Source organism: uncultured Thiocystis sp. (genome assembly GCF_903866365.1).
Taxonomy (GTDB): domain Bacteria; phylum Pseudomonadota; class Gammaproteobacteria; order Chromatiales; family Chromatiaceae; genus Chromatium.
Genome location: NZ_CAIPNF010000037.1, coordinates 1 through 5,845, shown reverse-complemented (window position 1 = coordinate 5,845; position 5,845 = coordinate 1). Strand labels below are relative to the sequence as shown.

Below are 5,845 nucleotides of genomic sequence, written 5' to 3'. Positions count from 1 at the left end.
CTGCTATTTCCAAATATAATTTTGCCCTGAAAATAATATTGGCAAATCATAAGCTTATGTCAAGCTAACAAAGTAGAACTAGAGAGCCAAAAAAAAACGCCAGGATGTCTGACGGACTCGCCCTGATCCACGCCAGCGCGACCGGGGGCGGCCTTGGGCGCGTGCTGGATCTGATCTCGGCACCGGAGTCGCACGGCAATGACAACGCCTGGTACGGTCACGCCGATCAGCAGCAGGTCGATCTGTCGGCGCTGACGGTCGATGAGGTCAAGGCGTTTCAGCAACAGTTGCTGGCCGACGGCAACGGCGGCTCGGCCATCGGACGCTATCAGATCGTTCCCGAGACCTTCGCGACACTGACCGAGCGTCTGCAACTGAGCGGCAACGAACGCTTTACCCCCGCGCTTCAGGATCGCCTGGCGTTGGCCCTGGTCAGCGAGGCGGGTGTCAACGGCTGGATCGCCGGTCGCGTCGACGACCACGCCTTCGCGTTCAATCTCGCGAAAATCTGGGCCGGGTTGCCGAAGGATTCCTCGAATGTCAGTTATTACGCGGGCGATGGCCGGAACGCGGCGCACCTCGACCACGGCGTGGTCATCGGAACCCTGGCCGGCATTCGCGCCGGCGAGGCGACGGACGCGCCCCCGAGCGGAGAACTGCCTCGCCGCCGCCGCCTCGACGGGACGCCTAACACCCAGTCTCCCAGTGGCCCTCGCTGACGAAGGTCTGGGTCTTGTCGTCGCCGTCCCAGTCGGCACCCACAAGCCAGTACTGCCTGTCCAGGGTGTGACGTGGATCTGCGACCCAAATCAGGGCTGGCGAGGGCCAGGGATCAGGTGCTGCGTCATCTTCAGTTCGATGACGCGGCGGTTGACACCCTCATCGGCTATGCCGACGGCGATCCCAGACGGTGCCTGAATCTGCTGGAACAGTGCAGCACCGCCGCCGGGGCGGCTGGAGTGGATCGGATTGACGCCGACTTCATCCAGAACGCCCTGACCCTCAACGCCCGGCGATTCGATCAGGGCGGCGATTATTTTTATGACCAGATTTCCGCGCTTCACAAGTCAGTCAGGGGCTCAAATCCGGATGCCGCGCTCTACTGGCTGACCCGGATGCTGGACGGCGGGGCGGATCCCCACTACCTGTCAAGACGGATCGTGCGCATGGCCTGGGAAGACATCGGCCTGGCCGACCCAAGAGCCATGCAGATCGCCAATGAGGCGGCGCTGACCTATGAGCGGCTGGGCTCGCCAGAGGGCGAGTTAGCCCTTGGACAAGCCGTCATTTACCTGGCGATCACGGCCAAAAGCAACGCCGGTTACAAGGCTTACAATGCCGCGCGCGCCTTCGTGAAACAGGACAAGAGCCGTGAGGTGCCCGTGCATCTGCGCAATGCCCCGACACGGCTGATGAAGAAATTGGGTCACAGACAGACCTATCGTTATCCGCATGACGAACTCCATGGCTATGCCGCCGGCGAAACCTATCTTCCCGACGGCATGCCTGAACCGCACTGGTATCAACCGGTGCCAAGAGGCATGGAGATCAAGATCGCGGAGAAAATGGCGTGTCTCAAACGGCTGGATGAGGAAGCGAAAAACAAGACGTAGCGGACGGTTCAAGTCTGCCGGTTTGAGCATGAACCGTCGTTTGCCGGGCCTGATGAGGTCTCCCGGCTGGCGAGGCGCTCCAGTTCAGCCAAAACCTGTCGCCCTCGCATCGCGCCTGGAGCGACCGACCGGTGCCATTGTGATCATGCTCACGCGGACCGATTTTCCTGAACTCGCGTGCGTTGCGCTTCGCGACACGTCGATGCATCTCCTCATCTTCCACCGGAGAGACCCATGAAAGCCAGAGCCGCCGTTGCCTGGGAGCCCGCCAAGCCCCTCTCCATCGAAGAAATCGATGTCGAAGGCCCGAAGACGGGCGAAGTGCTGCTCAAGGTGGTGGCCTCCGGGGTCTGCCATACCGATGCCTTCACGCTCTCCGGACAGGATCCGGAAGGCGCCTTTCCCTGCGTGCTCGGTCACGAGGGCGGTTGCGAGGTCGTGGAGTGCGGACCAGGCGTCAGGAATCTGAAACCCGGCGACCACGTCATCCCGCTCTACATCCCGGAGTGCGGCGAGTGTGCCTATTGCCACTCCACCAAGACCAATCTCTGCCAGTCCATCGCCGCCACGGTCTGGACGGGCTACCTGCCGGACGGCACGCGCCGCTTCTCCCAGAACGGTCAGCCGATCTTCCATTACATGGGCTGCTCGACCTTCTCCGAATACACCGTCGTGCCCGAGATCGCGCTGGCGAGGATCAACCCGGCGGCACCGCTGGACAAGGTCTGCCTGCTCGGCTGTGGTATCACCACCGGCATCGGCGCGGTGCTGAACACCGCCAAGGTTGAGCCAGGCTCAACGGTGGCGGTCTTCGGTCTCGGCGGGATCGGTCTGTCGGTCGTGCAGGGCGCGGTGATGGCGAAGGCGTCGCGCATCATCGTTATCGACCTGAATCCGGCCAAGTTCGAAATGGCCCGTCAGCTCGGTGCCACCGATTGCGTCAACCCGAGGGAGCTGACCGGCAGCATGACCGATGCCATCGTCGAGATGACCAACGGCGGCGTCGATTATTCCTTCGAGTGCATCGGCAACGTGGACGTGATGCGCGAGGCCCTGGAATGCTGTCACCTGGGCTGGGGCGTTGCGACCATCATCGGCGTGGCCGGCGCCGGGCAGGAGATCCGCGCCCGCCCCTTCCAACTGGTGACCGGCCGCACCTGGAAGGGCACCGCCTTCGGTGGCGTCAAGGGCCGCAGCCAACTGCCGGGGTATGTCGAGCGCTACCTGGCCGGCGAAATCGAGGTGGACCGGATGGTGACCCACACCCTGCCGCTGGAGGACATCAACCGCGCCTTCGACCTGATGCACAGCGGCGAGAGCATCCGTTCCGTGATCGTGTTTTGAGGAGATGACCATGGAACGCATCGAACGTATCCGCGCATTCGGCGGCTGGCTGGAGCGCTACCGCCACGACTCCGAGACCTGCCGCTGCCCGATGACCTTCTCGGTCTATCTGCCGCCACAGGCCGAATCCGCTCCGGTGCCCGCCGTCTATTTTCTCTCCGGGCTGACCTGTACCGACGACAACGTGCGGGTCAAGGCCGGCGCCCAGCGTTACGCCGCCGAGCTGGGGCTGGCACTGGTCATGCCGGATACCAGCCCGCGCGGCGAGACGGTGCCCGACGCACCGGACCGGTATGATCTGGGTCAGGGCGCCGGCTTCTACGTCAACGCCAGCCGCCCGCCCTGGGCTGAGCACTATCGCATGTTCAATTATGTGAACCTGGAACTGCCGGCCCTGGTGGAGCGGTCGCTGCCGCTCATGCCGGGACGGCGGTCCATCACCGGGCATTCCATGGGCGGCCACGGCGCCCTGATCAGCGCGCTGAGAAATCCGGGGCTTTATCGTTCAGTATCGGCCTTCGCGCCGATCTGCCACCCGGTGGCCTGCGGCTGGGGCCAAGGCTGCCTGGGTGCCTATCTGGGCGATGACCCGGCGGCCTGGAAGGAGTGGGACGCGACCGAGTTGATCCGCGCGGGGGCCACACCGGTCCCGTTACTGATCGACCAGGGCACCGATGACGAGTTTCTCGCCGAGGGTCAGCTCAGACCCGAGGCGCTGTCGCAGATCTGCGCCGAACGCGACGTTCCACTGACACTACGGATGCAGCCCGGCTACGACCACAGCTACCACTTCATCGCCACCTTCATCGGCGAGCATTTGGCTTACCATGCGCACGCCTTGGCGGAAAGACCCTGAGCTGAATCAGCTCCAGCCCGGTCGTCAGATTACGCTGCCCTGTTCGGCGTCTTGACGTCGGCGTCACACCACCATCCATCCATCCACCGGAGATGACCATGTCCGAATTGCCTGTTGCCGTGATCACCGGGGCCAACCGTGGCCTGGGTTTTGAAACCAGTCGTCAACTCGCCGCCCGGGGCTATCGGGTGCTCCTCACCGCCCGGCGTGAGTCTGAGGGCCGCATCGCTGCAGAACGGCTGGCGGTCTTGGGACTGCCGGTCTCGTTTCATCCGCTGGATGTCACCAACGCCGCATCGATTAACGCCCTGGCGGAAACATTGCGTGGCATTAGCCGGCTCGACGTGCTCATCAACAACGCCGGGATGTTCGCCGACCCCGCTCCGGGCACCCCGGAGGCCAGCGTCTTCCGGGCCGAGATCGCGCCGATCCGGGAGTCGTTCGAGACCCATACCCTGGGACCGCTGCGGCTCTGTCAGTCCCTGATTCCGTTGATGGCGGGGCGCGGGCGGGTGGTCAACGTCTCGTCGGGTATGGGTCAGCTCGACGAGATGAACGGGTGCTGTCCCGGCTATCGGCTGTCCAAGGTCGCACTCAACGCCCTGACCCGGATCCTCGCCGATGAGCTGATCGGCACCGCTATTAAGGTCAACTCGGTCTGTCCCGGTTGGGTGCGGACGGATATGGGCGGCGCCAACGCCGAGCTGACGGTGGAAGAAGGCGCGCGGGGGATCGTCTGGGCCGCGACCCTGCCGGACGATGGACCGAGCGGCGGGTTCTTTCGAGATGGCAAGCCGATTGCTTGGTAGAGCCATGAACATCCTGCTCTACCAGGGTCTCGATACCTCATCCATCCCGGGCTACGACAAATTGATCGGCTATCTCGCCGCCGATGATTTCCGCTCTGCCGAGGTCAAGAAGATCGGCGAGAATCTCTACCGGGCACGGCTCGATCGCAGCAATCGCCTCCTCTTCTCGCTCTATCGCCACGGCGCGGAACCCTATGCGCTGCTGCTGGAGTGCATCCATCAGCATGCCTACGAAAAGTCACGCTTCCTCGCGCGCGGGGCCGTGATCGAGGAGGACAGGATCCCGGAGGTGACGGCGGCGGTCGCGGACGAGGCCCCGCCACTGCCGTACCTGAACCCCCAGGCGCACCGCTTCCATCTGCTCGACAAGATCCTGTCGTTCGACGACGACCAGGAAGCGATCTATCGTCAGCCGCCCCCCTTGATCGTCATCGGCTCGGCCGGCAGCGGCAAGACCGCGCTGACCCTGGAGAAGATGAAGGAGGCCGCAGGCGACATCCTCTATGTCACCCGCTCGCCCTATCTGGTCCAGAACGCCCGCGAACTCTATTACAGCCACGGCTACGACAACCCGGAACAGAATCTCGATTTTCTCTCCTTCCGCGAGTATCTGGAGAGCATCCAGGTGCCGGCGGGCCGCGAGATCACGCCCGCCGCCTTCCATGCCTGGGCCGGACGCCAGCAGCGCCACCGCGAACTGCAAGACACCCACCGGCTGTTCGAGGAATTCCAGGGCGCCATCACCGGTGCCGACGAACAGTGCGCCTATCTGAGTCGCACCGACTATCTGGCGCTCGGGGTCCGCCAGTCCATCTACGGTCCCGCACTGCGCGAAGCGGTCTACGACCAGTTCGAGCGCTACCGGTCGTTTCTCGACGAACAGGGCTGGTTTGATGCCAATCTCGTCAGTCACGCCTGGCTGGACAAGGTCACGCCCCGCTACGATTTTGTCGTGGTGGATGAAATTCAGGATCTGACCAACGTCCAGTTGCTGCTGATCCTGCGTGCCCTGCGCGACCCGCGCGCCTTCCTGCTCTGCGGCGATTCCAACCACAGGACTTACGCATTGACAAACGCCGCATTTTATGATCTAAAAAATACGTGTAACTCGATCTTCGAGTTTTTAAGGTTTGACTTTATCGATCGATCTGCGCTACGCGCCGCAGGCGCAGACCTCCGCCGCACGATAGCGCAACGCGGGTGTGGGTTCTTGTCGGCCCAGG

5 protein-coding genes and 1 pseudogene are annotated in these 5,845 nt (G+C 63.3%); all 6 read left to right on the top strand.

Features of this window, described 5'->3' with window-relative positions:
* The first annotated feature begins 104 nt into the window (after positions 1 to 104).
* A complete protein-coding gene (locus tag QZY07_RS02215) occupies positions 105 to 719 on the top strand; it encodes a hypothetical protein (RefSeq protein WP_295399471.1) in 615 nt (204 codons plus the stop codon).
* 72 nt (positions 720 to 791) lie between these two features.
* Entirely contained in the window at positions 792 to 1,613 is an 822-nt protein-coding gene (locus QZY07_RS02210) for a hypothetical protein (protein WP_363183592.1), read from the top strand.
* 234 nt (positions 1,614 to 1,847) lie between these two features.
* Positions 1,848 to 2,957, top strand: a complete 1,110-nt coding sequence (locus QZY07_RS02205; protein ID WP_295399470.1) for an S-(hydroxymethyl)glutathione dehydrogenase/class III alcohol dehydrogenase — start codon at positions 1,848 to 1,850, stop codon at positions 2,955 to 2,957.
* A 10-nt stretch (positions 2,958 to 2,967) separates the two neighbouring features.
* On the top strand, positions 2,968 to 3,813 hold the full coding sequence (gene fghA / locus QZY07_RS02200; RefSeq protein ID WP_295399469.1) for an S-formylglutathione hydrolase: 846 nt from the start codon (positions 2,968 to 2,970) through the stop codon (positions 3,811 to 3,813).
* A gap of 98 nt (positions 3,814 to 3,911) precedes the next feature.
* Positions 3,912 to 4,622 carry an SDR family oxidoreductase gene (locus QZY07_RS02195; protein ID WP_295399468.1) on the top strand — a complete coding sequence of 237 codons (711 nt, stop codon included), beginning with the start codon at positions 3,912 to 3,914 and terminating at the stop codon, positions 4,620 to 4,622.
* A gap of 4 nt (positions 4,623 to 4,626) precedes the next feature.
* Positions 4,627 to 5,845 (top strand): annotated as a pseudogene (locus QZY07_RS02190) (hypothetical protein); the annotation flags it as partial.

What these genes read in the sequence shown, in the direction of transcription:
- QZY07_RS02215 (WP_295399471.1), top strand. Translation starts at nt 105, where the DNA reads ATGTCTGACGGACTCGCCCTGATCCACGCCAGCGCGACCGGGGGCGGC.
- QZY07_RS02205 (WP_295399470.1), top strand. Translation starts at nt 1,848, where the DNA reads ATGAAAGCCAGAGCCGCCGTTGCCTGGGAGCCCGCCAAGCCCCTCTCC.
- fghA (WP_295399469.1), top strand. Translation starts at nt 2,968, where the DNA reads ATGGAACGCATCGAACGTATCCGCGCATTCGGCGGCTGGCTGGAGCGC.
- QZY07_RS02195 (WP_295399468.1), top strand. Translation starts at nt 3,912, where the DNA reads ATGTCCGAATTGCCTGTTGCCGTGATCACCGGGGCCAACCGTGGCCTG.